Genomic DNA, 25781 nt, shown 5'->3' on the forward strand with positions numbered 1-25781 from the left:
GCGACGGGACTGTTTGTATCGCTGTTCGAACTATAGTATCTGTGAACGTAACAGCGCCCCGTGAGGCAGTCAAGGAGCCGACCGGCTCCGCCGGTGGGGAAGATGTGGTTGTCTGTGCCACGGGGACCGTGCACATGGCCGGCTGAGAAAGGATCCGGGTGAGCGCCAGAGAAGAGGTCGGTGACCCGCGTTATCACGTGGAGGCGGCCGACCGGACCATGCAGCTGCTGACCGCCATGGCCGAACTGGCGCCGGTGACCGTGAGCGGGCTGACCGCGGCGTTGGGCTGGACCAAGCCGATGGTGTACCGGCTGGTCAGAACGCTGCACGCGTGCGGAGCGCTGCGGCAGACCGACGAGGGGTACAGCCTGGGACCGCAGATGATCTATCTGGGACAGGCGGCGCTGAAAGGCATCCGCCTCACCGACGTCGCCCGGCCGCACCTGGCCACCCTGCACGAGGCGGTGGAGGAGACGGTGGTGCTCACCGTGCTCGACCGCACCGACATCGTGTACGTCGACTTCATCGAGACCGAGCACCTGATCCTGGCCCGCACCCGCCTGGGAGCGCGCCTTCCCGCGAGCTCCACCTCCAGCGGGCACGCCCTGCTCTCCAGGCACGGCGAGGAGCGGATCCGGGCGCTGTTCAAGAACCACGAGTTCACCGGTCCCACCGGGCGGGCGGTCAGGTCGGTGGAGGACCTCCTGGACCGGGTGGAGCGGGTCCGGCGGCTCGGATACGCGCTCATCGACGAGGAACTGGCCGCGGGGCACCGGGCCGCGGCGGCTCCGGTGCTCGACCACGCGGGACGGGTGGTCGCCGCCATCAGCATCTCGGTGCCGGCGAGCCGGGTCAGCGTGGCCCGCCTGCGGAAGATGGCCGAGAATCATCTGGTGCCGGTGACCTTCGCCGTCAGCACCGCCCTCGGCCATCTGCCCGCCCGGCCGGTGTCCTAGCGGGGAGCCGCGGGTGGCGTCCGCCCCGGCCAGGGCGTGGACGCCGGCGACCGGCGCGCTCATGGCCGCCGGGCCGGAGGCCGGGCCGGAGGCGTCGCGGCCGGCTCGGCGTCCGGCCGGGCCGGCGCCTGGCCGGACACCCGTCGCCGCGCTCGCCGCCGGACCGACCGCAGCACGACCGCCAGCACGATCGACGCGCTCTGCACCAGCAGCTGCGAGGAGGTGGGCGCGCCGAGGGCGAGGGTGACCTGCCCGAGCTGGGTCAGGAACACCGCAGCGGCCGCGGTGGCCACCAGGCTTCCCCGCCCGCCGCTCAGCGGCGTGCCGCCCACCACCACCGCCGCGATCACCGGTAGGAGGTAGGAGTCGCCCAGCGATGTCGTCGCGCTGCCCGCGTATCCCATGAGCAGGACGCCGGCGAGCCCGGCGCACAAGGCCGAGAGCACGTAGGCGCCGGCGATGTGCGCCGGAACGTGGACACCCGCGGCGCGTGCCGCCGGCGGGCTCGCTCCGACGATGACGAAGTTCCGGCCGAGGACGGATCTTCGCTCGGCCACCGCCGCCGCCGCCACCAGCGCGGCGGCCAGCACCGCCACCGTGGGGATTCCTGCGACGCTGGAGCGGACGAAGGAGGTGAGGCCGTCCGGGGCCGCCACCGGGAGCCCTCCTGAGTAAGCCCAGACCGCGCCGAGCAGCAGCGCGTTGGTCGCCAGGGTGGCGATGAGCGGGGTGATGGACAGCCGGATGACCAGGATCCCGTTGACCCCTCCGATGAGCAGCGCGATCCCCAGCGGCACCAGGACGGCCAGCGGGAGAGGGAGGCCGTCCCGGGCCATCGCCGCCGAGGTCAGCCCGCACAACGACATGGTGGCGGGCAGCGACAGGTCGAACCCCCGCTGCTGGACCACCAGCGTCTGCCCGATGCCGGCGATCACCAGGATCCCGGCGAGTGGCAGCATGCCGGCCAGGGTGGCCTGCCGCAGCGTTCCCGGGGCGATGAAGGCGCTCGCGGCGAACAGCACGCCGAGGGCGATCCAGATCCCGGCGTACTCGCCGGTCCACCGGCCCCGGCCACCCGCCGGGGCTGCCGAAGCCGTCATCGCGCCACCACCAGCCCTCTGCTCTTGCTGAAGCCCGCCGCGGCCGCCACCAGCGCGCCGCCCAGGATGTACCAGTTCCACGCGGCGTCCAGTTGGAGGAAGGCGGTGACGGCGTTCACCTGGTTGAGCAGGAGGGCGCCGAGGAACGCCCCGGCGAAGGACCCCCGCCCGCCGAACACGCTGGCGCCGCCGATCGCGACGGCCGCGATGCTGCTGAGCATGTAGGACAGGCCGGCCGCCGGGTCGCCGGAGCCCACCTGCGTCATCAGCGGGACCGCCGCGGCGGCCGCCAGCAGCGAGCAGCCCACGTAGGCGGCGAACCGGTACCGCAACACCGGCACCCCCGCCGTGGCGGCGTTCTCCGCGGCGGACCCGGTGGCCCGCAGCCTGATCCCGTGCCTGGTGCGCAGCAGGGCGTACTCGAGCACGACGGCGACCACCGCCGCGGCCACCAGCGACAGCGGAACGAACCCGACCCGTACGGTGAGCATGTCGATCAGTTGCCCGGAGATGTAGCCGCCCGGGACGGGCCGCAGGATGAGGGAGACCGCCTGCAGGGCCATGTACGTCGCCAGGGTCGCCACGATCGGAGACAGCCGGGCGAGGTCCACGAGCATCCAGTTGATCGTGCCCACCGCCACCGCGGTGACCACGAGCAGGGTCCAGCCGGACGCCTGGGACAGCATCGAGGCGCCGTCCACCAGGAAGAACGACGACAGGACCACGATCAGGCCCATCAGCGGGCCGACGGACAGGTCGATGCCGCCGGTCAGCATGACCAGTTGCTGGCCACAGGCCACCAGGGTGAGCGTCGCGGTGAGCGCGAGGATCCCCGACAGGCTGGTCGGCCGCAAGAAGTCGGGGTTGACGCCGGCGGTGTAGAGGCCGAGCGCCACGATCGCCACCGTGAGCAGGGCGAGCGGGCCCCACTGGCCCGCCAGCCACCGGACGCCCCGGCCTGCGGAAGGCCGGCTCATCCGCTCGGATGTCGCGGTCAGCATGCGATCGGTGATCTCCCGCTCGGTCACCGAGTCGCCGGTCAGCTCCGCCACGACCTCGCCGCGCGAGAAGACCAGGACGCGGTCGCACAGGCCGGCCAGCTCCAGCGAGTCGGCGGAGACGATGATCACCGCGGTCCCGTCCGCCGCGGCGGAACGTAGCAGCCGGTAGATCTCCGTGCGGGCGCCCACGTCCACGCCCTGGGTGGGCTCGTCCGCCAGCAGGACGCGCGGGCGGGTCGCCAGCACACTGGACAGGACGACCTTCTGCTGGTTCCCGCCGGACAGCGAGCCGGCGGGCGTGTCCAGGTGCGGGGCCTTGACACCGAACTCCGCGGCGGACCGGCGGGCGTCGGCGAACTCGCGTGCCCGGTCGATGAAACCGAGCGACGAATGGCCCCGGTGATCGCGCATGGTGATGTTGGCGCGTACCGAGAGCTCCGGGACGATGCCCTCCTGGTGCCGGTCCGCCGGGACGTAGGCGATCCCGGCCCGGCGGGCTTGGCGTACGCCGCCCGTCCCGGCACGCGCCCCGCGCACCCGGACGTCGCCGGTGGACCGGCCGAGGCCGGCGAGAGCGCGCAGGAAATCGCGCTGCCCGTTGCCCTCGACCCCGGCGAGCCCGACGATCTCACCGCGCCGCACGTCCATCGTGACGCCGGCGAATCCGTCGCCGGACAGCCCTTCGGCCGACATCGCCGCCGGCGCGCCGGTGTCGAACCCCTTCGGCGGGAAGATCGCTTGCAGCGGCCGCCCCGCGATCAGGTCGATGATGTCCGCTTCGGTGACATCGGCGGCGTCGTGGGTGCCCTGGATCACCCCGTCCCGCAGCACGGTGATCCGGTCTGCGATCCGCTTGACCTCATGGACGCGGTGCGAGATGTAGACGATGGCGCTGCCCTGGGCGGCGAGCGCGCCGATCCGGTCGAAGAGCCGTGCCACGTCGTCGGCCCGCAGGTGCTCGGTGGGTTCGTCGAGAACGAGCACCGCCGGCCGCCAGGCCAGTGCCTTGCTGATCTCCAGGATGAAGCGCTGTTCCGGGGTCAGCGAGTCGACCCGGGCGCGCGGGTCGAGCGCCAGGCGCCCGTCCCAGGACCGCAGGACACTCTCCGCCCATGCGTTGACCGCGCCCGCGCGTACGGTGACCCGATCGCCCGCGCCCAGCAGGAGGTTCTCGGCGACCGTCAGATCGGGCAGCAACGCCGGATGCTGGCGGACGATGGCCAGCCCGAGCTCGCGGACCCGTTCGGGGTCGGCACGGTCCACGGCCTGGCCGCAGATCGAGACCGAGCCGGAGTCGCCGGCGAGGTTGCCCGCCGCTATCGCCATGAGCGTGGATTTCCCCGCGCCGTTCTCGCCGACCAGGCCGTGCACCTCGCCGGGCCTGGCGTCGAAGCAGACGTCGTCCAGGGCGATCACGCCGGGAAAGGACTTGGTCACATGTTGCAGGACGAGGCCCTCGGACTCGCTGGTGGAGGCCGCCTTCTCGGATGTCTGGATGTCGCTCACCGTGTTCTCCATGGCCCGCCCGGCCCGCTGGCGCCGGTCGCGGTCTGCGGTCGTCAGCTGAGGATCGCCGCCAGCCGGTCCTCGCTCAGCGGCGAGGAGAGATCGGCGTCCAGGGGCAGGGACGGCACGCAGCGCGGCTTCTCGCCGCCGGCCGAGTCCATGAACGGCGGCATGCGGAACGCCTGGGCCGGCACGACGTCCTTCTGGTTGGCGGCGGCCACGCCCATGCGCAGGGCGAGCTGGGCCATGTCGTTGGTCGAGTCGACGGAGTAGATGGGGAAGGCGTTGCCGGCCTTGTCCTGCTTCTGCCACAGGCAGCCGAGCTCGTTGCTGGTCGCCAGGGACGCGATCGCGGGCACCTTGAGCTTCGCCGCCGTGAAGGTGTTGATCGCGGCCACCGCGGTGATGCCGTAGTCGGTGACGACCGCGTCGATCTCCGGGTACTTGGCGATCAGCCCGCTGACGGCCTTCTGGGTGTCGACCTTGTTCCAGTTGGTGGTGACCGGCTGGTCGAGCAGCAGCTTGACGTCGGGGTAGTCCTGGAGCGCGGCCTGGATGCCCTTGAGCAGCTGCGCGCTGGTCGGCGCGCCCGCGTTGCCGCCGAGGAAGACCACGTTGCCGGACTTGATGGTCTTGCCGACCCAGGTGCCGAGGTCCTTCCCACCGGCCTGGGCGTCCATGACGACCTTCGCGGTGTAGTCCTCACCGGGCCGGCCGCCGGGGTCGCCGTCGTAGGGGATCACGGTGATGCCGGTGCGCTTGGCCGCCCGCAGAGCCGGCAGCTGGGCGGGACCGAAGTCGGGATACACGATGAGCACGTCGACGCCCTGGCTGACCAGGCTGTTGATGTCGCTGCTCGCCTTCTGCTGGTCGCCGTTCGCGTTGGTGTAGAGGATCTCGGTGTCCACCGCGGGACACTTGGCGGCCTCGCGCTTGACGACCTCCAGCGAGATCCGCCGCCAGGCGTTCCCGCCGAAGCCGTCGGCGAGACCGACCTTGACCTTCTTGTCGCCGCACCACGCGCCCGGGTCGGCGTCCCGGTCGACGGACACGGTGGCCGCCGCCTGCGGTGTCTGCTGCTGTTGCTGCGTCGACGTCGTCGTGGCCGCCGGGCTGGTGCAACCGGCCGCCGCCAGTCCGCACAGCAGAGCCAGCGGGACCGTGGCCGTTTTTTTGATCATGAGCATTCTCCACGGATGATTTCGGCGCGCCGACCGGTCGCGCACGTGGCGCGGCAGCGCAGTGCGCCTCATCAAACTCCGGGGTGTATCGGATGTCAATACGCTGGTTCTGTCAGCGATACACTTCGAGGTTCAGGGGTGGTCGCCGCGTCCGGGAGGTCTGCGCGGCGGAGGAAGGCCTCCGGAACGTTCCATGGGAGGGCTTGACCTCGTCGGCCGGGTAGGTCGTCAGTGAATCGCCTAGTGGGTAGAAAAGCTCGCAAAAAGGACGGCCTCATGCAGCGATCGTAGCCAACCAGGTGCCGGGGGACGCGCTCGGTGTCCGGTCGGTACCGGTTCGCGGCCCCCGGGGGAGCGTGCGGACCGGCGAGGGGGCATCCGCCGCCCCGGACGTCGCCCGGACCCGACGCGGGTCATCGGGGCTCGGCGGCCGGCCCCAGGAGCCGCTCGGCCTCCTCGTCGCTCAACCTGTCCATCTCGGCGACCAGCAGCTCCTCCACCGCCGCGGCCAGCGAGGCGGCGGTGGGACGCGCGAACAGCGTCCGGATCGGCACGTCGACCTCGACGATGGCCCGCAGCCGGGAGACGACCCGCACCGCGTGCAGCGAGTGGCCGCCGATGGCGAAGAAATCGTCCTCGGCGCCCACCGCGTCCAGGCCGAGCACCTCGGCCCAGACCTCGGTGACCAGGGACTCGGCGTCGGTGCGCGGCGCGACGTACCCGCCGGCGGCCTCCCGCCTGGGCACCGGCAGCGCCGCACGGTCGATCTTGCCGTTCGGGGTCATCGGCAGCGCGTCCAGCGTGACCACCAGGTTCGGCACCATGTACGCCGGAAGCGTGTCCCGGCAGTGCGCGCGCAACTCCTCCGCCGGCGCGGGGGCCGCACCCGCGGCGGGCACGACGTAGGCGAGCAGCGTGTCGTCGCGGACGGTCACCGCGGCCCGGCCCGCCGCCGGGTGGCGCAGCAGGCAGGCCTCGATCTCGCCGGGCTCGACCCGGTGCCCGCGCACCTTCATCTGGTCGTCGAGCCGGCCGAGAAAGGCCAGGGTGCCGTCCGGCCGCCACCGCACCCGGTCGCCGGCCCGGTACCGCCGCGCGCCGGGAGGCCCGGCCGGGTCGGGGACGAAGCGGCCGGCGGTGAGCGCCGGCCGGCCGTGGTAGCCGGTGGCCACGCCGGCGCCGCCGATGAGCAGCTCGCCGGGCACGCCCGGCGGCACCAGGTCCCCGCGATCGTCGCAGACGTACACCGTGGTGCCCGCGATCGGCCGGCCGATGCACACCTCCTCCGGGCGCGCCGGCACCTCCCAGGCGGTCGACCAGATGGTCGTCTCGGTCGGGCCGTACATGTTCACCAGCCGGGCCACCCGGGGCCGCAGCTCCTCGGCGAGCGGGCCGGGCAGCGCCTCGCCGCCGGCCAGCGCGGTCACCACCCGCCCGTCGAAGTCACCCGCAAGCACCACCCGCCAGCCGGACGGCGTCGCCTGCACGTGGGTGACCGGCGGCGCGCCGCCGCCCGGCCGGGTCAGCGCGGCGATGTCCTCCGCGCCGCGAGCCACCACCACCTGACCGCCGGTGACCAGCGGCAGGTACATCTCCAGGGCGGAGATGTCGAACGAGATGGACGTGGCGGCGCACCACACGTGCTCGGGCCGCGGGTCCAGCAGCTCGCGCATCCCGTGCAGGAAGGCGGCCAGCGCGCCGTGCGGCACGACGACCCCCTTCGGGGCGCCGGTGGAGCCGGAGGTGTAGATCACGTATGCCGGGTGGTCCGGCCCGGCGGGCTCCCCGTCCATGCCGCCCGCGGCCCCGGTGCCGTCGGGGCCGCCGGTGTCCCTCGCGCCCTCGCCCGCGTTCTCAGGCGGGTCGCCTGCCGCGACGGGATCCGGACGATCCGCCGCGCCGTCCGGGTCGGCCGGCACGATGGTGTACGCGCCGGGTGGCAGCCCGCCGGCCAGCCCCGCCCGGGTCACCACGTGCGCGGCGCCGCAGTCGGCGAGCACGTGCGCCAGCCGGGCGGGCGGGAACGCCGGATCCAGCGGCACGTAGGCGGCACCGGCCTCCAGCACGCCGAGCAGCGCGGCGACCATCCCGGCCGAGCGGTCCAGGTACACCCCGACCAGCGACCCGCGCCCGGCACCGGCCGCGCGCAGCCGCCCGGCCAGCCGCCGCGCGCGGCCGGCCAGCTCGGCGTAGGTGAGCGTGCCGGCCGCGTCCGTCACCGCGGCGGCGTGCGGCGTGCGGGCCACCTGGGCGGCGAACAGTTCGGGCAGGCCGGCGGGCGGCGCCGCCGGCGCCGGGCCGGTCCCGGCGCGCAGCAGTTTCGCCCGCTCGCCCGCCGGCATGACTTCGATCGCCGAGACCGGCGTGCCCGGGTCGGCGGCCACCGCCCGCAGCACCGTCTCGTACCGCCGGGCCAGCCGGGCGACCGTCGTGGCGTCGAACAGCGCGGTGTCGTAGGTGAAGGCGACCAGTAGGCCGCCGGCGTCCCGGGTGACGTCCACGATGAGATCGGTCTTGGCGTGGCGGAAGCCCGGTTCGAACGGCTCCACTTCCAGCCCGGCCAGGCTCAGCCGGCCCTGCCCGGCCTCCGCCTGGTTCTGCTGGACGAACATCGTCTGGAACAGCGGGGTACGGCTGCGGTCGCGGGGGACCGCCAGCTCGTCCAGCAACCGCTCGAACGGCACCGACCGGTGGGCGAAGGCGCCGAGCGCGTCCTTGCGCACCCGCCGCAGCAGGTCGGCGAAGGCGGGGTCGCCGGTGAGGTCGGCGCGCAGCACCAGGGTGCCGGCGAAGTAGCCGACCAGGTCCTCCAGCTCCGGCTCCGTCCGGCCGCTGATCGCCGAGCCGACGGCGAACCGGTCCTGGCCGGTGTGCCGGGCGAGCAGCACCTGGTAGGCGGCGAGCATCGTCATGAAGGGGGTGCAGCGGTGCGCACGGGCGACCTGCTCGACGCCCGCGGCGACCTCGGGGGGCATCCGCAGCACGTGCACGTCGCCGCGCCCGGCGCGCACCGGCGGCCGGGGCCGGTCGGCGGGCGGCTCCAGCGGGGGAAGCCCGGCCAGCCGTTCGGCCCAGTAGGCGAGGTCGCCGGGGTCCGGTTCGGGCAGGCCGCGCACGTGGTCGGTGTACTGCAGCCGCGGCGGCCGCAGCGGTGACGGCTCGCCGGCCCGGTAGGCCTGGTACAGCGCGGCCAGCTCCCGGTACAGCACGCCGAGCGACCAGCCGTCCGCGACGATGTGGTGGACCACCAGGCAGAACACGTGCTCCTGCTCGGCGAGGCGCAGCAGCGACATCCGTAGCGGCGGTGCGGCGGCCAGGTCGAACGGCCGGTTGGTCCGCTCGGCGACCAGCTCGCGTGCCCGCCGCTCCCGCTCGGCCGCGGCCAGGTGGGTGAGATCGAGGTGCTCGACGTCGCACCGGCCCGGCGCCGGCACCTGCTGCACGGGCAGCACGTCGCCGTGGAAGCGGGTACGCAGCGCGCCGTGCCGGGCGACGACCTCGTCCAGCGCCCGGCCGAGCGCATCGGTGTCGAGCGGGCCGCGCAGGCGTTCGGTGACGAAGATGTTGTAGGAGGCGTCGCCGGGGTCGAAGCGCTGCAACCACCACAGGCGTTCCTGGCCCGGCGACAGCGGCGCCGTGTCCACCGGCACGTCCACCGGTACGTCCACCGGCACGTCCGTTGCCCGACGCGGCGGGACGGCGGCCGGCGAGGGACGGCCCGCCCGGCCGGTGGAATGCCCGGGGTGATCGATTGCTGCGCCCACGGCGGGACCCGTCTTTCACGTACTCGGATTTTCTTGATGACGGCTCGGCCTGAGCCGGTCAACGGACATCCCCCGTGGCGACGCGGGCTGGAAGAATTCGTCTCGCCGGCCGCGAATCGCGCACCGTACGGTATGAACGGGAAATGCGAAATGTCAATACCGGTCGCCGGGCCGGGGCCGGCCGCTCGCCGCGGCCCGGCCTCCGCCACCGGACGGCCTCCCGTGCACCCAGGACGACGCCGTACGCGGGAATCCGGTCTTGACATACGTTGGCAGCGGTGAGCAGTATGGGAGCGCTCCCAACAACGCTGAACCGCAGTCCGAAAACCCTAGGAAATGCGCCGGTTATCAGTGCCGGCCGCTTTTCCAGCTTTTGACGACAATTGCGTGACGCGCCTTCCGGAGTCGGGGGAAAGGGCCGGAGAACGGCCGCGACGAAAGCCGTCCGGCCGTGCTATGGCCCAGGCTTCCCCCAGCTTCTCCGGAGGTGCACCACCCATGTCCCCAGCCGTCCTGGCCGCCGCGCCGACCATTCCCGGGCTGCTCGCCGCGCGCGCCCGCGCCGAGCCCGACGGCGTCGCCCTCACCGTGCACGGTGCCGGATCGCTGACCTTCGCCGGCTGGGACGAGCGGGCGAGCGCCGCCGCCGCCGGGCTCGCCGCGCGGGGCGTGCGTCCCGGGGACCGGGTCGGCCTGGTGTTCGGCGAACGCGAATGGGACGGGTACGCGGTGGCGTACTGCGCCGTGCAGCGGGCCGGCGCCGTCGCGGTGCCGCTGCCCGCCGGCCTGCCGCCCGCCCGGCTCGACCGGCTGCTCGCCCACGCCTCGGCCGCCCGCGCGGTGCACGGCACCGACCGGGTGCCCGAGATCACCACCGCCGCGCCGATCGCCCTGCCCGACCTGGAATCAGGCGGCGGGCCCGACCCGGGGGTGCCGGTGCGACCGCAGGACCCGGCGCAGATCCTCTACACCTCAGGTACCACCGGCGAGCCCAAGGGCGTCGTCGCCTGCCACGCCAACCTCACCCACGGCACCAGGGGGCAGGTGACCGACCCCCGGCGCCGTCCGCTCGCGCACTCGCGCCACTTCCTGCACGCCTTCCCGATCGGCACGAACGCCGCGCAGACCATGCTGGTCAACATGCTGGACGCCCGGCCCGGCGCGCTCACCCTGCCCCGCTTCACCGCCGCCCGATTCGCCCGGCTCATCGAGTCCTACCGGGCCGGCACGGTGTTCCTGGTGCCGTCCATGGCGATCGAGCTGCTGAACGCCGGGGTCGCCGGCCGGTACGACCTGTCCAGCGTGCTGCTCCTCGGCTCCACCGCCGCGGCGCTCGCCCCGCCGGTCGCGCTGGGACTGGCCGCGGCCTTCCCCCGGGCCACCATCGTCAACTACTACACCTCCACCGAGGCCGCGCCCGCGCAGACCACCATGGTCTTCGACCCCGAGCGCCCCGACTCGGTGGGCCGGCCGGCCGCCGGCGGCACGCTGCGGATCCTCAACGACGGGCGACCGGTGCCACCCGGCACCGCGGGCGAGGTGTGGATGCGCTCGCCCGCCGCGCCGCGCGGCTACCTCGGCGACCCCGACACTCGCGGCGAGGTCTTCCGCGACGGCTGGGTGCGGATGGGCGACCTCGGCCGGCTGGACGAGGACGGCTACCTCTACCTGCTGGACCGGGAGAGCGACATCATCAAGTCCGGCGCCTTCAAGGTCTCGACCCTGCGGATCGAGGCCGCCCTGCTCGACCACCCCGCCGTCGCGGAGGTCGCCGTCGTCGGCGTACCGCACCCGGTCATGGGGGCCGTGCCGGCCGCCGCCGCGGTGGCGCGCGCCCCGGTCACCCCCGCCGAACTGCGCACGTTCCTGGCCGGCCGGCTGGCCGGGCACGAGGTGCCGGCCCGGTGGACGTTCCTCCCCTCCCTCCCCAAGAACCCCGCGGGGAAGGTGCTCAAGCGCGACCTGCGCGCCCTTCTTCACGCCCAGGAAGGCGACGATGCAGCCGACCACCCCTGACCTCGACATCCCCGCCTCGCCCGCCCAGCACGGCGTCTGGGTGACCGAACGGGCCGGCGCGGCCGGCGCCGCGTATCGCATGCCCCTGACGCTGACCTTCCACGGGCCGCTGGACGCGCCGGCCATGCGGGCCGCCTGCGCCGACGTGCTGGCCCGGCACCCGTTGCTGGGCGCGGCGGTCGCCGAGCGGGACGGCGAGCCGTGGCTGGTGCCCGCGCCGGTGCCGCCCGCCGTGACCGCCGAAGACCTGACCGGCCTGGACGACGACAAGCGCGCGGCCGCCGTCCGCGCGCACGCCGAGCGCGACCTGGACCTCGCCCGCGGCCCGCTGGCCGGCTTCGCGCTGCTCGCGCTCGGCCCCGACCGGCACGTGCTCGTCTTCACCGCCCACCACCTGGTGTTCGACGGCATCTCCAAGGACGTGCTGGTCGCCGACCTGGCGGCCTGCTACCGCGCCCGGCTCGGCGGTGCGGCCCCCGACCTGCCCGCGCTCCCAGCACTGGCCGGACAGGAACGCGCGGCGGCGGCAGGGGAGGAGGCCGCCGCGTTCTGGCGGTCCCGGTGGCCCGCCCCGGCCGGGCCGGTACTGCCCGGCCCGGCCCGCGCGCCGCATCGCGGCGCGGCCGGCCAGGAGATCGAGCTGACCCTGCCCGGCCTGGCGTCCGCCGCCACCGGAATCGGGGTGACGACCTTCGAGTTCCTGCTGGCCGCGCTGCACGCGCTGCTGCGCCGGTACGGCAACGAGCGGGCCGTCGTGGCGGTCGACCTGTCCACCCGGACCCCGGCCGACCGCGGTTCGGTGGGGCTGTTCGTGAACGAGCTGCCGGTGGTCACCCGGCCCGACCCGGAGGCGCCGTTCGCGGCGTTCGCCGCCGAGGTCCGCCGCGAGCTGCGCGAGGTGTACCGGTTCCGCGGCGTCCCGCTCGCCCAGGTGGCCGGTGGCATGGCACCGGCCACCTCGCTCGCCCCCATCTCGCTGAGCCACCGGGAACGCGACGGCGCCGTCCCGGACTTCCCCGGGCTGGCCACCGAGGTGGACTGGTCGGTGTTCAACGGCGCGCCGCGCGGCGTGCTGCACCTGCACACCACCGGCACGGCCGGGGACGTGACCGTGCGGCTCCGCTTCGCCCCGGAGGCGGTGGCGCCGCGCACCGTCCGGGCGGTCGCCGGGCACCTGCGCACCCTGGCCGCCGCCGCGGCGGCCGCCCCCGATACCCCGCTCGGCGACCTGCCGCTGCTCACCGCCGCCGAGGAGCGGGACCTCGCCGCGGTGAACGCCACCGCCCGCGCGGTGCCGGACCTCACCGTGCCGCAACTGTTCGCCGAGCGGGCCCGCCAGGCGCCGGACGCCGTCGCGGTGGCGTTCCAGGACCGCGAGCTGACCTACGCCGAGCTGGACGCGGCGTCCGCCCGGCTGGCCGGCACGCTGCGCGCCCGGGGCGCCGGCCCCGGCACCCTGGTGGCGATCCACCTGGACCGCTCGCCGGAGATGGTCGCCGCCGTGCTCGGCGTGCTGCGCGCGGGCGCCGCCTACCTGCCGCTGGACCCCGCCTACCCGGCCGAGCGGCTGGCGTTCGTGCTGCGCGACGCCGGCGCCGCCCTGGTGCTGGCGCCGGAGCGCGGCCCGGAGCCGCCGTGCGTGACCGGGGCCGCCGAGCCGCCGGACACCGGCGCCGAGGTGCTGCGCCTCGGCCCGCTGGCCGGCTGGCCCGCCCCGCCGTCGCCGCTCGACGCGACCCCGCCGGCCCCCGGGGACCTGGCGTACGTGATCTACACCTCCGGCTCGACCGGCCGGCCCAAGGGCGTGGCGGTGGAGCATCGCCCGCTCACCAACCTGCTGCTCGCCATGCGCGACGAGCTGGGCGCGGCGGAGGGAGACGCCTGGCTCGGGCTGACCACCCTGTCATTCGACATCTCGGCGCTGGAGCTGATGCTGCCGCTGATCACCGGCGGCCGGGTCGTGCTGGTGCCGGAGGGCGTCACCCGGGACGGCCGGGCGCTGCGCCGGCTCGTCGAGACCGGTTCGATCTCGCACGTGCAGGCCACCCCGTCCAGCTGGCGGCTGCTGACCGAGGCGGGACTGGACCGGCCCGGCCTGGTCGCGCTCAGCGGCGGCGAGCCGCTGCCGCCGGCGCTGGCCGGCGACCTGCGCGCCCGGGTCGGCCGGCTGGTCAACGTGTACGGCCCGACCGAGACGACGATCTGGTCGGCGATCGACGAGGTGCCGCCGGGTCCGGCCGAGATCACCATCGGCCGGCCGCTGGCCAACACCCGCATCCACATCCTGGACGAGCGGCTGGTCACTGTCCCGGCCGGGGTGCCCGGCGAGATCTGCATCGGCGGGGCCGGGGTGGCCCGCGGCTATCTGGACCGGCCCGAGCCGACCGCCGCGCGCTTCGTGCCCGACCCGGCCGGCCCGCCGGGCGCCCGCCTCTACCGCACCGGTGACCTCGGCCGCCGGCGGCCGGACGGCCGGATCGAGTTCCTGGGCCGCGCCGACGGCCAGGTGAAGATCCGTGGCCACCGGATCGAGCTCGGCGAGATCGAGGCCCGGCTGCTGGAGCACGAGCTGGTCGCCGCCGCGGCCGTCGCGGTCCGCGACGGCGAGCGGCTGGTCGCCTACGTCGTCCCACGGACCGCCGCCGCCCCGGGGACGTCACCCGGTGCGGCCTCCGCCGCCGTCCCGGGCCTGACAGCACCGGGCGCCGGCCCCGGCGGGGCTTCCGCCGCCGTCCTGGAGGTGGCTTCGGCGGCCGTTCCGGGGGCGGCACCGCGGGTACTGGCCGAGACGGAGGTGCCAGGGCTGGCCGGCCGGCTGCGCGAGCACCTGGCCCGCGGCCTGCCCGGCGTGATGGTGCCGGCGGCCTACGTCGCGCTGGACCGGCTGCCGCTCACCCCGGCCCGCAAGCTGGACCGCCTGGCGCTGCCCGAGCCGCCGGCCCGGGCCACCGAGCCCGCGCCCGCCGCGGTGCCGGCCGCCGCCGACCCGCTGATCAGCGAGATCACCGCCATCTGGGAGGAGGTGCTGAAGATCGACGGCATCCGGCCGGACGAGGACCTGTTCGACCTCGGCGGCCACTCCCTGAGCATCACCCGGATCGCGAGCCGCATCCGCGGCCGGCTCGGCGTGGACGTCGACCTGGACGTCTTCTTCGACACCCCCACCATCGACGGCGTGGCCGAGGCGGTCCGCTCGGCGCGCGAGGAGTCCGCATGATCGACCCCGAGATCTCCCTGGCCGATCCGCCGGGCACCGGCCCGGAGGGCGAGGAACTGCGGCGGCGGGTCGCCGGCCTGGTCGAGACCTCCTCCGACGGCGAGATCACCGCCGCGGAGGTGCTGGCCGGCGACGGCTCGTTCACCGCCCTCGGCGTCACCTCGCTCACCATGCTGCGGCTCATCGACGCCATCGAGGAGGAATTCGGCGTCGAGATCGACCTCGGCGGCGACCCGGCGTTCCTGGACGGCCTGGACCCGCTGGTCCGCCACATCATCGCCGTCCGGGCCGGCGCCCGGTGACCGCCCCGGTCCTCGGCCCCGCGGTGTCCGCGGGGACGTTCCCCGGCGCCCCCGCGGACACCACGGGGGAAGCGTCCCGCCGCGCCAGGTCGGTCGCCGTGGCCTCTCCGCAGGCCGTCTCGGCCCCCGCGGGCGGCGCGGTGGCGGCCGTGGAGTTCGCCGGGGAGCGCGGCGGCGTGGCGCCGCTCGCCTGGGGGCAGCGGTCGATCTGGCTGGCCATCTGCCGCACCATGCCGGACGACCACTACTTCAACTTCGGCCGGGTCGTCCCGCTGCCGGCCCACCCCGCGCAGGACGTCCTGGCCGCGCTGGCCGCGCTGGTGGCCCGGCACGAGTCCCTGCGCACCCGGCTGCGCGCGGTGGACGGCGACGTCTGCCAGGAGGTGGCCCGGTCCGGCACGCTGGCGGTCGAGATCGTCGCGGCCGCCCGCGCGGACGCCGGCCGGGTGGCGCGGGAGATGATGGACCGGCTGGCCGGCCCGGCGTTCGACTACCACGCCGAGTGGCCGCTGCGGGCCGGGCTGGTCACCTGCGAGGGCCAGGTGCGGTACGCCGTCCTGGTCTTCTGCCACCTGGCCGCCGACGGGCTCGGCGCGGACGTGGCGGTCCGCGACCTGCGGGCGCTGCTGCGCCGGGGGAGCGCCGGCGACCCGGTGCCCCGCCAGCCGCTGGACCTGGCCGCCGAGCAGGCCGGCCCGGCCGGCCGCCGGCTGTCGGCGGCCGCGATCGCCTACTGGGAGCGCGAGTACCGCCGCGTCCCCCCGACGATGTTCCAGGCCCCGGCCGGCCCGCCCCGGGAGCCGCGGTTCTGGCGGGCCGCCATGGTCTCCCCGGCGCTGGACACCGCGGTCGAGGTCCTCTCCGGCCGGTACCGGGTGAGCGGCACCACCGTCCTGCTCGCCGGGGCCGCCGCCATGGTCGGCCAGGCGGCCGCGCAGCGCACCTGCGTCATGCTCCCGGTGGTGAACAACCGCTTCCACGTGCGCGACCGGGATCTGGTGACGCCGCTCGCGCAGGACGGGCTGTTCGTGCTGGACCTCGGCGCGGAGACGTTCGAGGAGCTGCTCCGCGCGGCCTGGGCGGCCTCGCTGCGCGCCTACAAGCACACCCGGTTCGATCCGCTGGAACTGCGCCGGGCGATCGAGGCGATCGGCGCCGAGCGCGGGGTGGAGGTCCACCCGTACTGCTGCTTCAACGACCAGCGCCTGGTGGAACGGCCGCGGATCGCCAAGGTGGAGCACGACCCGGCGGCGACCCGGGCCGCGGTGGAGCGCACCCGGATCACCTGGCCGGTCAGGATCGACCGGCTGAACTGCCGGTTCTGCCTGCACGTCACCGACGAGCCGGACGGCCTCGGCGTCTCGCTCACCGCGGACACCGCCTTCCTGCCGCCCGCGGCGATGGAGGGCTACCTGCGCGGGCTGGAACGCCTGCTGGTCGAGGCCGCCTGCCGCGGCGTCGTCCTCGCCGACCTGCCCGCCCTCACCGCGGGCTGACCGGGCGCCGGCGGCCGGCCCGTGCGGCCGCGGCCCGCCGCGGAGCGACCGGCCCGTGCGGGCCCCGGCGGCCGCGACGGTGGCGAGGCGGGCACCGAACCGGGAGGGGCGGCCGGGTCAGGGGAAGTGGCCGCTGCCGCCCCAGCGGTGCGGGAGCTGGGACCCCTCCGGCACGTCGGGACGGGAGTCGGTGTCGACCTCTTCCACCATCTCGGCGGGCAGGACGCGCGGGGGCAGCGTGCCGAACCGGACGTACCTCAGGAAGGCGTACTCCTCATCGGTGAAGCGCTCCGCCGGCGCGGTGTCCTCGGTCATGGTCACTGCCCTCCCAGCCCTCTACGGAACGATTGTCGCCGCCGGTGCGGATCGTGGCAACGGCCGGGCGGGGGCCCGGAGACCGCGTGCGCGAACGCCGCCCGCTCGTGAGCCAGGTCCGACCAGTCGCCGGGCTCCTCGGCGAGGGCGAGGCACGGGGCGCCGTGCAGGTCCCAGACCTCGGCCTCCACCCAGCACAGGCTCCGGTACTTGCGCGGGCACACCACCTGGGAGCCGAAGTCCCAGCCGACCGCCGATACAGGACGGCCGGAGAACTGCCGGGCCGCCCGCTCCACGTACGCCCGGCGGGTGACCGTCTCCGGATGCAGGAAGGACAGGTCGAAACCATTGCGTCCCAGGCCGAAGGCGGCCAGGCCGTACAGGAAGGTCGCCTCGACGCCGTGCCCGGCGCAGAACGCCGCGATCCGCCGCGCGCCGCCCAGAGTGCCGGCGTACGAGACGACCTGCAGGCGCTCCAGATGGTGCCGGCGCAGGTAATGGCCGACCGCCGCGATGATCGTCTCGCCGGAGGCGACGGTGTCGCCGATCAGCAGGGTGCCGGCCGGCGCCTCCAGCTGCGCGTAGCCGATCTCCACCCGGGCGGCGTCGCCGGCGACCGCCACCCGGGAGGTGGCGACCAGATTGAGCGGCAGGGTGGTGCCGTGCCGCCGCTCGACCGCGTCGGCGAGCTGGTACACGACGCCCTTGCTGAGGATCATCAGCTCGGCGGTGTCGTCCGGACGGTGCTCGTCGGCCAGATGGGCGGCGAACCGGCGGCTGGCCGCCCGGCACGCCAGGCGGAAGCCCGGGCCGACGAGGTTGCGGTCGAACAGCAGGCGCTCCAGCGCGGCGTTGTGCGCCACGAACAGCCGGTAACCGCCCGGTCCGCGCTCGACCAGCTCCGCCGTGCCGTGCCCGATGTCGAGGATCATCCGCTCCTCCCGGGCCGGTCAGCCGGGGACGGCCGCCAGCTCCCGCAGGGCCCGCAGCATGGGCGCGTCACCGGCCAGCACGTTGTCGCGGTACTCGCCGATGGCCGCGGCCAGCCAGTCGGGGACGGCCGCCTTGGCGGGCAGCGGCCCGGTCGCCACCAGGCCGGCCAGTGCCGCACCGGCCGCGGCGAAGTCGTCCACCACGGCGGTGGCCAGCGCCGCGACGTGCGGGTGGACGTAGTCGCGGACGACGGCCCCGCGGTATTCGAGCACGGCGGCCCGGTACTTCGACTCCGGCGGCGCGACCACGATGACCGGCGTGCCGAACCCGCCGGCCGCCGCCATCTCGACGCCGATGCCGAGGCCGCGCCGCTCCCGCGCGTCCACGATGACGGCGGAGGCCACCATGACCTGGTACATGTCTCGCCCGAACTGTCCAAGGGTGTTCCCGGGGTCGGTGATGGGATCGTCGGGGGTGAGGAAGACCACCTCGTGGGGGGCCGCGCCCTTGGTCACCTCCATCCGTTCGGCGGTGGTCCAGGTGAGCTTGCCGCGGTCGGCGGCCCCCTTCGCGATCGACCCGGAGCAGTACACCGCAAGCTTCATCGGCCGTCCCCCGCCCTGTCCGTTCCGCCCGCGGCGCGGCGCCGCGGAAAGGCCGGGAACGGCCGGCCCGGTCAGCCGGCCAGCCGCACCAGCTCCTCCGCCACCGCCGCCACGTTGGACAGTGCGTCCCCACAGGTGGCGGCGGGGGCCAGCGGCCGTGACCGGCCGGCGCCGACGACCGCGAGCCGGAACACGTCCGGCGGGCCGTTCCCGTACAGCGTCGAGGTAATCATGCCGAAGCCGGGGCTGGATCTCAGCGAAACGAGGTCCCGCCAGCCGGCTCCGTGCAGCACGAAACCGGCCAGCCCCAGCCAGCCGAGGGCGAGTTCCAGCCGGCGCGCCGGCAGCAGGCGATCGCGGGGGCCGCCGCCGGGGCCGTCCAGCGCGCAGCTGAACGCGCCGGCCGGCAGGTCGGTGACGATCGTGGCGTCCAGCTCGCGCAGGTAGCAGCGCAGGTAGGCGGCCGACAGGAACATCGCCACGGTGTTCGCCACCTGCGGCGGCACCGGGCCGGGCAGCGCCGCCTGCACGAACCGCCGGACGAACGCCCGGCCCGCCAGCCGGTCCGGGACCCGGGCCAGCACGGTCTCCGCCCGCCGGTAGGGCAGGCCCCAGCCGCGCGCCGCCGCGCGGACCACGCCGGCCAGCGCGCCGCCCGGCACCAGCGCCGCCCGCCACTGGCCGGCGATGTCGTCGGCCGTCGGGCCGCCCGGCCGGGGATGCCAGGCCGGTTCCGGTGCCGCCGTCGGCGGGCGGGGCGCCGCGTACGGGTTGACCGGATCACCGTGGTACTCGCGGGCCTTCAGCTCCCGGAACGCCTCCGGCTCGGCCACCGCCGAGGTGTGGCGCACCAGGCCGTCGTGCACCAGCGGCGCCACCGCGCGCAGATATGCCGGGAACCACGGCAGCTCGAACAGGTAGGACGACGGGAACAGCAGCGGGGCGTCGGTCAGCAGCACCGCCAGCCGGGTGGCGCGCAGCGTCTGGGCGGCGGTCTGTCCGGTGTCGGCGGCCACGCGGTAGCAGGCGAGGATCTCCGGGTTGGCGTACTGGACGAAGATCGGCCGCTCCCGATGGTGCCCGGCGCCGGCCGGACCGGGCTCCGGGACCGGGCACAGGTGGACGTGCAGATCGCGCCCCGCGGTGTAGGCGTCCCGCCGCGCCGTCACCCGCTGCACTCTCGCGGGACGCCTGTCAGGTCCGCCCGCCGCCGGCCGCGACGCGGCCTCAGCACACATCGCCGGCTCCGGCGGCGGGCCGCGGCCGGACGTGCTGGTCGCGGCCGGCGGTGTAGGCGTCCCGCCCGGCGGCGACCTGCTGGACGACGACGGAGCCGTCCCCGGCCGGGGGGCGCAGGTCGTCGGCGAACCGGCGCAGGTCGGCCGCCGCCGCCTCGTGTTCGGCGAGGAACGCGGCGAGCAGCAGGGCCCAGCGCAGCCGCTCTTCGGCCGCGGCCGGCCCGTCCGCGACCAGGCCGGGCGCCCCGGCGGGCTGCGGCGCGCCGAGCAGGCGGTCCTCGGTCCGGTCGAGGTGGGCGGCGACGGCGGGGTCGTCCGCGCCGTGCCGGTGCAGGATCGCGGCCAGCCGGGCCTTGGCCGCCTCCCAGCCGTCCTTTGTCACGGCCTGGACGAGGGCGGTGGCGGCGGCTGCGGCGAGGCCGGCCAGGGCGGGGTCCATCGCGATGCTCCTTCGCCTGCGATGATCTCCCCACGTGACGGCTGAGCCAGGCCAGTATGCGCCTCGGGTGGGGCCTTTTGAAGACCCAGATCCGGCTTTCTTCCCGAGATCCGCCGGCCCGCGATCCGTGGTCTTTCCCGGCCGGTACCGGCCCGGAGCCGGGTGCCCTGGCCCGCCCGCCTATCCGGGGCGGCCGGGATGGGCGGCGGGCGGGGTCCAGTCGCCGAGATGGGTGGCGATGGTGAGTTCCGCGGCCCGCGCGTCGTCGAGTCGCGGCCGGTTCTCCGGCACCGGGATCGCCGCGCCCGGGCCGACGTTGCGGTACTCGCCGAACCGCGCCTGCTGCCAGGGGAAACCGGCGCTCATCGCCACGTACGGCGTCGCGGTGTCCAGGCACGGCCCGATCAGGCACTCGCGCACGGTGAGCATCGGTACCGCGGTCGGGTCGCTGCTCGGCCGCCACGGCCGGGCCAGGCCGTACGACCCGGCCGGCACGTCACCGGACAGCACGCAACGGGTCACCAGGAAGCCGTGCGGATTCGCCGCGACGGTGCTGGGGGCGAAGAAGTAGCCGTACGGCCGGAAGTCCACCTCACGCGGCAGGCCGCGCAGCACGCAGCGGTCGAGGACGGCGGTGGCCCGGCCGAACACGAAGTCCACGTCGCCCTCGATGTGGCAGCGGCGGTAGAGCTGCCGGGCGAAGGTGCCGGCGGCCCTGGTGTCGGCGTACAGGGTGTCCTGATGGCCGAGGAACCGGCAGCGGTCGAACAGCGAGCGGTCGCCCATCACCTTGGCCGCCACCGCCTGGGTGCCGGAGATGTCGGGATGGTCGGCGCGCAGCCAGTCGTTGGCGAACGTCACGCCGGTCGCGGTGAATCCGTCCGCCTGGACGGTGACGGTGGCGCTGCCGCTGGTGCCGTAGGTGCCGCCGCCCGGCCTGGGCGTGCCGGCCGCGTTGTCGTACACGATCACCACGTCCCGGGCGTCGCCCGTGGCGCCGAGAAGGGTGAGGCCGGTCTTGGCCGCGCCGGCCAGCACCGTCTCCCGGTAGGTGCCGGCGGCGAGCACCAGGGTCCATCCCGCGGCGGGGGAGTCCGGGGTGGCGGTGACGGCCGCCTGGACGCTGGTGTGGTCGCCGCGGCCGAGCGGGTCGACATACAGCGTGCGCTCGTTCAGCCGGTCCCGCGGCGAACCGTGGCGGCCGAACGGCCGCCGCCCGGCCGCGGCGGCGGCCGGGCCGCCCCCGGTGGTGAGGGCGAGTCCGGCCAGCGCGACCGCCGAACCGGTCAGCAGCCGGCGGCGGGTGACGGGGGTGCTCATGGGCGCTCCGTGCACATATGTGAACAGCTTCCATGTATCAGGACACCCCCGGAAGGTAGGCCCGCGCCGCAGCCCTGTCAACCGCCCGGGCGCCGGTGGACAGGGCCTGCGGCGGCGCCCGCCGGCCCGGCGGCGATCGGCCCGGCCACGGCCGGTCCGCCGCGATCGGCCCGATCACGACCGGCCGGGGGCCGCCGGCCGGGTGGAACGGGCGGCCGCGGCCGGGCCGGCGGCTCACCGGACGGCATCACCTGCGTCCGGTCACCGGGTGGCGGCGGTGCACAGCGCCTGAAACCGGTCGAGCAACTTCTGGTCCCCGGCCTGGCGTACCGCCTCGTCGCCGGCCCGGTTCCACAACCACAGCAGCATGGCCTGCGGCTCGCCGGTCACCACCGCCTCGCCGTCGAATCCGCTGGCCGCCTCGGTCACCACCACCCCGGACGGCGTGGCGGTGACCGTCCAGGCATGGTGCCCGGCCGCCACCGCGACCGGCCGGGCGTCCGGAACGTCGAGCAGCGCGCCGAAGTCCTCCCGCCACCGGACGCTGCCGTACCCCATCATGATCTTGAGGATCTCGTCCACCCCGTCCACCGCGACGTCCTCCGGGACCGGGGAAACCGGACGCCCCGCGGCCAGCTCGGCGTCCACCCGGTGGATCAGCGTCTCGTGCGCCATCCGGCGGATCCAGAAGCCGACCGTCTGGTCCGGCTCGTACCAGGAGGCGGCGTGGTCGGCCGGCCGGTGCCCGTCGAGCTGCGCGAGCAGGCCGGCGTACGCGGCGTCCAGCGCGGCCAGGTCCACCGCACCCTTCGGATCGGGATCGGCGCCGGCCGGCGGCCACGGGTCGGGGAACGCGCCGAGCCGGATGCACTCGGTCTTGTGCAGGTAGACATAGGTGACGTGCAGGGCGAGTTCCGCGACGGTCCATCCCGGACACGGCGGCACCGGCGCGTCCGGGCCGGTCGCGGCCAGCGCGGACCGGAGCAGGGTGAAGTCGTCGTCGAGGCTGCCACGAAGGCGTGCGAGGTTCATGACCGGCTATCGAAACAGCCCGCACGCACCCCCGCACCTCGTTTTCCCCGGTGACAGGCCGGGCGACTTCACCCGGTACGCCACACGGCGCTCCCGGACGTCCCGCCGCCCGGTCAGCCGTCCGGGGTGAACAGCCCCTGCACGCCGACGATGATCGCGATGATCCCGAAGATCGCGAGCAGCAGGCGCGGGCCGGTGGCGTCCGGAGTGTCCTCGCGCGGTGCGGGCCGTCCGGTCAGCCGGTCCCACAGCAGCGCCAGCCCCACTCCGATGCCCACCACCTCGAAGTGGAACACGTGGGGCCCGGAGGTCAGGTGGACGATGAGGTGGTATCCGGCGGTCACCAGCGCGACGACCCCCACCACCCAGCCGAACGGCGCGACGCGCCCGGCGACCCGGCCGATCTCGCCGCCGGCGCGCGGTATGGCGCGCAGCAGCGGAAGGGCGAGTAAGAAGCCGCCCACGATGTTGGCCAGGTCGAGCAGCAAAGCCATGATCATAGGGTGTCGCTCTGCCCCGAATCGGCCCGATGAGACGTTGCGCGCGGGCCGCGCCGGCCGGCCCTCCGATGCGGCCTGCCCTCGTGGCCGGAGGGCCCGGCTACCGGACCGTGGCCGGGCAAGCCGCCACAAGGCCGCCGCGGGGCGGCCACCGGGCGACCGCCTGAAAGCGAACGGCCGGTCCGTCTGATGGCCGGCGGCGGCCTCGGGTCGATCGGCGGGAACGGGCCGAGCGGGGACCCGCCCAGGTCACGTCGCGGACGGCGAGTCCAGGTAGCCGGCGGCGACCTTCTTCGGCACGCACATCCGCCAGGCGTCCACCACCAGCTCGCGCAGCTCGGTCTCGTCCAGCTCGGCCAGCCGGGCACGCACCCAGTTGTACCGCTCGTCGGAGGGCCGGGGCATCAGGAACCGGACCGGGTCGGCGGTGACCAGCGCGGCCCGCTCCTCCTTGGGGAACGCGAAGCCCATCAGGGTCTCGTCGGCCGAGACGGCGAGATAGACGATGCGGCCGATCCGGAAGGTGACCCGGTCGCGGACCAGCCGCTCCTCGGTGCGCGGCAGCACCGACGCGATCCGCCGCACGTCGTCCACCGTGACCATCGGCCACCACCTCCACCCCGCCCGCCGGGCCGCCCCGGTCCGCTCCACCGGCTCCGAACGCTAACCCCCGCCACCGACATTCCGGCTCGTGCCGGAGGACGTCGTCGAAATCCCGGCCGATCGGTGCGCCGGCGGCGATTCCTTTCCGGGCCCTCGGGGTCTACATAGGAGACAGCCATGCCGGACAGCGAGGTGAGCATGACGAACCGGGCGGACGACCGGCACGGGCGTGCCCGGCCCGACCAGGTTCGGCGAAGCCGGGCCACCGACGAACCCGAGGCCGCCGGGTCGGCACACCGGGACGCCGCCCGGCCGGCGGAGCCGCCGGACCCCGCGGAGTTCAGCCGCCGCACCGAGCCCTTCCGCCGGGAACTGCTGGCGCACTGCTACCGGATGGCGGGTTCGCTGGACGAGGCGGAGGATCTCGTTCAGGAGACCTATCTGCGCGCCTGGCGCGGCTACCCGGCCTTCGCGGGGCGCTCCTCGGTACGCGTCTGGCTGTACAAGATCGCGACGAACGCCTGTCTGAACGACCGCCGGCAACAGATCCGCCGGCCGCTGCCCTCCGGCCTGGGCGCGCCGAGCGCCGACGCCGACGTCCCGCCACGTCCGCCGGCTCCGGGGCCGGACTGGCCGCAGCCGATCCCGGACGCCCTGGTGATCTCGGAGACGGCGGATCCGGCCGACATCGTGTCCGCCAGGGAGAGCCTGCGCCTGGCGCTGATGGACGGCCTGCAGCGGTTGCCGGGCCGGCAACGGGCGGTGCTCGTCCTGCGCGACGTACTGGACTTCTCCGCCGCCGAGGTGGCCGCGATGCTCGGCGGCACGGTTCCCGCCGTCAAGAGCCTGCTGCAGCGGGCACGCGCCGGCATGAACGCCGCGGGGCGCCCCGGCCAGAACGCGCCGGAACCCGACGACCCCGCGGTCCGCGCGCTGTTCGAGCAGTACGTGCGGGCCTTCGAGAACGCCGACCTGGCCGCGCTGGAGCGGGCGCTGCGCGAGGACGCCGCACTGGAGATCGTCGGCTCCCCGGCCTGGTTCTCGGGCATCGAGACGTGCCTGCGCCAGCTCGGGCGGGTCGTCGGCTCACCCGGAGACTGGCGGATGACACCGGTCCGCGCCAACGGGCAACCCGCCGCGGCGGCCTACTTCCGCGACGCCGGCGGCGGCCATCGGGCTTTCGGCGTCGCGGTCCTCACCGTCGCCGCGGACGGCATCGTCCGCATCGTGCTGTACCGCGACCCCGAGCTATTCCCTCGCTTCGGCCTGCCACCGGCGTGTTGAGCGCGGTGGCGCCGCACCGGCGCCCCCTTCCCGGAAGGATCATGAAATGACCGAAACGACACTCGACTGGTTGACCGCGCACTACCGGACCGTCAACGCGGCGTCCGCCATGGACCCGCCGATGCCGATGGCCGAGTCGCGTGACCTCAACGAACACTGGGGTGACGCCACGGCCGAACCTGGCGGTGTCGACTACCTCGAGGTGGACGCCGGCGGCGTGCCCGCCATGTGGGCCGCCCCGGAGGGGGCCGCAGACGACCGGGTGCTGCTCTGCGTGCACGGCGGCGGTTTCATCGCCGGTTCCATGTACACCCACCGCAAGATGTTCGGCCACCTCGCCAGGGCCGCCGGGGTGCGGGCGCTCATCGCCGGCTACCGCCTGGCCCCCGAGCACCGGCACCCGGCCCAGGTCGACGACACCACCGGTGCGTACGCCTGGTTGCTGGAACAGGGATTCCGCCCCGATCGCCTCGCCGTCGCCGGCGACTCGGCCGGCGGCGGGCTCGCCGTGCAGGCGATGCTGCACGCGCGGGACCGAGGGCTGCCCGTGGCGGCGGGTGTCATGCCGTTGTCGCCGTGGTTCGACCTGGAGAACGGCGGCGAGACCCGCACCACGAACGTCAGGACGGACGCCCTCTTCGGCGGCGAGACGCCGATGAACCTGGACTTCCTGACCTGGGCCCTGCTCGGCGAGCACGGCGACCCCACCGATCCGTCCATCAACGTGCTCTACGCGGACCTGACCGGGCTGCCGCCGATGTACATCCAGGCCGGCGGCATCGAGATGATCCTCGATGACGGCCTCCGGCTCGCCGCGCTCGCGGAGAAGGCGGGCGTGGAGGTCACTGTGGAGATCTTCGAGGGCGAGCAGCACACCTGGCACATGGGAGCCGGCCGTTCTCCGGCCGCCGACGAGGCGATCCGGAAACTGGCCGCCTGGGTACGCCCCCGCCTGGGCCTCGGCTGACGGCCC

At 74.9% G+C, this 25781-nt stretch carries 20 protein-coding genes; 7 read left to right on the forward strand and 13 right to left on the reverse strand.

The features are described from left to right. Nucleotides 1-158 precede the first annotated feature (158 nt). A complete protein-coding gene (locus Sru01_RS17365) occupies nt 159-956 on the forward strand; it encodes an IclR family transcriptional regulator (RefSeq protein WP_203986371.1) in 798 nt (265 codons plus the stop codon). A 59-nt stretch (nt 957-1015) separates the two neighbouring features. On the opposite strand, the gene Sru01_RS17370 is transcribed toward Sru01_RS17365, so the two are convergent. The 4 genes from Sru01_RS17370 to Sru01_RS17385 form a co-directional block, all read right to left on the reverse strand. Next, on the reverse strand, nt 1016-2056 hold the full coding sequence (locus Sru01_RS17370) for an ABC transporter permease (RefSeq protein WP_203986374.1): 1041 nt from the start codon (nt 2054-2056) through the stop codon (nt 1016-1018). Then, entirely contained in the window at nt 2053-4563 is a 2511-nt protein-coding gene (locus Sru01_RS17375) for an ATP-binding cassette domain-containing protein (RefSeq protein WP_203986391.1), read from the reverse strand. The genes Sru01_RS17370 and Sru01_RS17375 overlap by 4 nt, the downstream gene beginning before the upstream one ends. A 53-nt stretch (nt 4564-4616) precedes the next feature. Beyond that, on the reverse strand, nt 4617-5744 hold the full coding sequence (locus Sru01_RS17380; protein ID WP_203986394.1) for a substrate-binding domain-containing protein: 1128 nt from the start codon (nt 5742-5744) through the stop codon (nt 4617-4619). Between the two features lie 413 nt (nt 5745-6157). Further along, nucleotides 6158-9412: a non-ribosomal peptide synthetase gene (locus Sru01_RS17385; protein ID WP_203986397.1), complete on the reverse strand. Its 3255-nt coding sequence runs from the start codon at nt 9410-9412 to the stop codon at nt 6158-6160. 594 nt (nt 9413-10006) lie between these two features. Between Sru01_RS17385 and Sru01_RS17390 the strand changes: the two genes are divergently transcribed. The 4 genes from Sru01_RS17390 to Sru01_RS17405 all read left to right on the forward strand — a co-directional run bounded on the left by Sru01_RS17390 (nt 10007) and on the right by Sru01_RS17405 (nt 16539). Beyond that, complete coding sequence (locus Sru01_RS17390; protein ID WP_203986400.1) at nt 10007-11524, forward strand: class I adenylate-forming enzyme family protein; 1518 nt, start codon at nt 10007-10009, stop codon at nt 11522-11524. Beyond that, nucleotides 11505-14741, forward strand: coding sequence for a non-ribosomal peptide synthetase (locus tag Sru01_RS17395; protein WP_203986403.1), 3237 nt, complete (start codon nt 11505-11507; stop codon nt 14739-14741). Before Sru01_RS17390 ends, Sru01_RS17395 begins: the two co-directional genes overlap by 20 nt. Continuing rightward, entirely contained in the window at nt 14738-15043 is a 306-nt protein-coding gene (locus tag Sru01_RS17400; RefSeq protein WP_203986405.1) for an acyl carrier protein, read from the forward strand. Before Sru01_RS17395 ends, Sru01_RS17400 begins: the two co-directional genes overlap by 4 nt. Nucleotides 15044-15141: 98 nt before the next feature. Further along, nucleotides 15142-16539, forward strand: a complete 1398-nt coding sequence (locus tag Sru01_RS17405; protein WP_203986408.1) for a condensation domain-containing protein — start codon at nt 15142-15144, stop codon at nt 16537-16539. Between the two features lie 117 nt (nt 16540-16656). Here Sru01_RS17405 and Sru01_RS17410 read toward each other — a convergent pair whose 3' ends face one another. The 9 genes from Sru01_RS17410 to Sru01_RS17450 all read right to left on the reverse strand — a co-directional run bounded on the left by Sru01_RS17410 (nt 16657) and on the right by Sru01_RS17450 (nt 23524). Then, on the reverse strand, nt 16657-16854 hold the full coding sequence (locus Sru01_RS17410) for a hypothetical protein (RefSeq protein ID WP_203986411.1): 198 nt from the start codon (nt 16852-16854) through the stop codon (nt 16657-16659). Nucleotides 16855-16856: 2 nt separating this feature from the next. After that, nucleotides 16857-17786 carry a hypothetical protein gene (locus Sru01_RS17415; RefSeq protein ID WP_203986414.1) on the reverse strand — a complete coding sequence of 310 codons (930 nt, stop codon included), beginning with the start codon at nt 17784-17786 and terminating at the stop codon, nt 16857-16859. A gap of 18 nt (nt 17787-17804) precedes the next feature. After that, nucleotides 17805-18392, reverse strand: coding sequence for a hypothetical protein (locus Sru01_RS17420; RefSeq protein WP_203986417.1), 588 nt, complete (start codon nt 18390-18392; stop codon nt 17805-17807). A 71-nt stretch (nt 18393-18463) separates the two neighbouring features. Beyond that, nucleotides 18464-19561 carry a hypothetical protein gene (locus Sru01_RS17425; protein WP_203986433.1) on the reverse strand — a complete coding sequence of 366 codons (1098 nt, stop codon included), beginning with the start codon at nt 19559-19561 and terminating at the stop codon, nt 18464-18466. A 58-nt stretch (nt 19562-19619) separates the two neighbouring features. Then, nucleotides 19620-20069, reverse strand: a complete 450-nt coding sequence (locus tag Sru01_RS17430) for a hypothetical protein (protein ID WP_203986436.1) — start codon at nt 20067-20069, stop codon at nt 19620-19622. A 180-nt stretch (nt 20070-20249) separates the two neighbouring features. Further along, nucleotides 20250-21389 carry a pectinesterase family protein gene (locus Sru01_RS17435; protein ID WP_203986439.1) on the reverse strand — a complete coding sequence of 380 codons (1140 nt, stop codon included), beginning with the start codon at nt 21387-21389 and terminating at the stop codon, nt 20250-20252. A gap of 261 nt (nt 21390-21650) precedes the next feature. Beyond that, entirely contained in the window at nt 21651-22421 is a 771-nt protein-coding gene (locus Sru01_RS17440) for a maleylpyruvate isomerase family mycothiol-dependent enzyme (protein WP_203986442.1), read from the reverse strand. A gap of 113 nt (nt 22422-22534) precedes the next feature. Next, the gene (locus Sru01_RS17445; RefSeq protein ID WP_203986444.1) at nt 22535-22915 is read right to left on the reverse strand and encodes a hypothetical protein; all 381 of its coding nucleotides are present in this window, start codon (nt 22913-22915) and stop codon (nt 22535-22537) included. A 255-nt stretch (nt 22916-23170) separates the two neighbouring features. Beyond that, nucleotides 23171-23524 carry an MmcQ/YjbR family DNA-binding protein gene (locus tag Sru01_RS17450; RefSeq protein WP_203986454.1) on the reverse strand — a complete coding sequence of 118 codons (354 nt, stop codon included), beginning with the start codon at nt 23522-23524 and terminating at the stop codon, nt 23171-23173. A 177-nt stretch (nt 23525-23701) separates the two neighbouring features. Here Sru01_RS17450 and Sru01_RS17455 point away from each other — a divergent pair, with 177 nt between their 5' ends. Together Sru01_RS17455 and Sru01_RS17460 are read left to right on the forward strand one after the other, a co-directional pair. Beyond that, nucleotides 23702-24808: an RNA polymerase subunit sigma-70 gene (locus tag Sru01_RS17455; RefSeq protein WP_239137505.1), complete on the forward strand. Its 1107-nt coding sequence runs from the start codon at nt 23702-23704 to the stop codon at nt 24806-24808. Nucleotides 24809-24854: 46 nt separating this feature from the next. Next, entirely contained in the window at nt 24855-25775 is a 921-nt protein-coding gene (locus tag Sru01_RS17460; RefSeq protein WP_203986457.1) for an alpha/beta hydrolase, read from the forward strand. Nucleotides 25776-25781 lie beyond the last annotated feature (6 nt).

The organism is Sphaerisporangium rufum, assembly GCF_016863395.1.
Classification (GTDB): domain Bacteria; phylum Actinomycetota; class Actinomycetes; order Streptosporangiales; family Streptosporangiaceae; genus Sphaerisporangium; species Sphaerisporangium rufum.